The sequence below is a fragment of the Chthonobacter albigriseus genome (assembly GCF_013839445.1).
Lineage (GTDB): Bacteria > Pseudomonadota > Alphaproteobacteria > Rhizobiales > Pleomorphomonadaceae > Chthonobacter > Chthonobacter albigriseus.
In genome coordinates this window covers 1-1056 of the sequence record NZ_JACDIT010000017.1, presented here as the reverse complement: position 1 = coordinate 1056, position 1056 = coordinate 1, and the positions used below count along the sequence as shown (strand labels likewise).

Below are 1056 nucleotides of genomic sequence, written 5' to 3'. Positions count from 1 at the left end.
CCGCCATCATCCTGGCCATCGAGATCCCGCTCGGCATCGCCATCGCCCTCTGCATGCCGCGCAAGGGCTGGACGGTCTCTGCCTGCCTAGTAACCATGTCGCTGCCGCTGCTGATTCCGTGGAACGTCGTCGGCACAATCTGGCAGGTCTTCGGCCGCGTCGACATTGGCCTCATGGGGCGGGCGCTGAACGCTCTCGGCTGGAACTACAATTACGGCCAGAGTTCTTTCGACGCCTGGTTCACCGTCGTGCTGATGGACGTCTGGCACTGGACGAGCCTCGTCGTGCTCCTCTGCTACGCCGGCCTCGTCTCCATCCCGGACGCCTACTACCAGGCCGCCAAGATCGACGGCGCGTCGCGCTGGTCGGTGTTCCGGCACATCCAGCTGCCCAAATTGACCCGTGTTCTGCAAATCGCCGTGCTGCTGCGCTTCATGGACAGCTTCATGATCTACACCGAGCCCTTCGTCGTCACCGGCGGCGGCCCCGGCAGTTCCACCACCTTTCTCTCGATCGACCTCGTCAAGATGGCGGTCGGCCAGTTCGACCTCGGCCCGGCCGCGGCCATGTCGATCATCTACTTCCTGATCATCCTCCTCCTTTCCTGGGTCTTCTTCACAGTCACGACTCAGGCAGGCGAAGCGAAGAAGTGAGCACTCCCATGACAACGATCACTTCGGATCCAAAAACTAAGCACGCTACGCCGGCTTCGATCATCGAAGCACCGTCGCGTCCAGGCATGAAGCGCTTTGTTCCCCTTGTTTATGTTATTTTTCTACTGGTTCCTGTTTATTGGCTGATCCTTTTAAGTTTTAAGCCGAACCAGGAGATCATGAATCAGTTCACTCTTTGGCCAATTACACCGACTTTGGATAATTTCCGCGTCATTTTCCGTGAACCGACTTGGTACAACACATATATAAACTCGATTAGCTATGTACTTATGAACATGGTGATCGCCGTGGCAGTTGCTTTACCTGCCGCATACGCCTTCTCGCGCTACCGCTTCCTCGGCGACAAGCACCTCTTCTTCTGGCTGCTCACCAACCGCATGGC

At 57.3% G+C, this 1056-nt stretch carries 1 protein-coding gene and 1 pseudogene; both read left to right on the top strand.

What is annotated here, in order from left to right:
* A partial coding sequence (locus tag HZ321_RS21465) for a carbohydrate ABC transporter permease (RefSeq protein ID WP_181704470.1) occupies positions 1-653 on the top strand: 653 nt, incomplete at its 5' end.
* A gap of 86 nt (positions 654-739) precedes the next feature.
* A pseudogene (locus HZ321_RS21460) lies at positions 740-1056 on the top strand (carbohydrate ABC transporter permease); the annotation flags it as partial.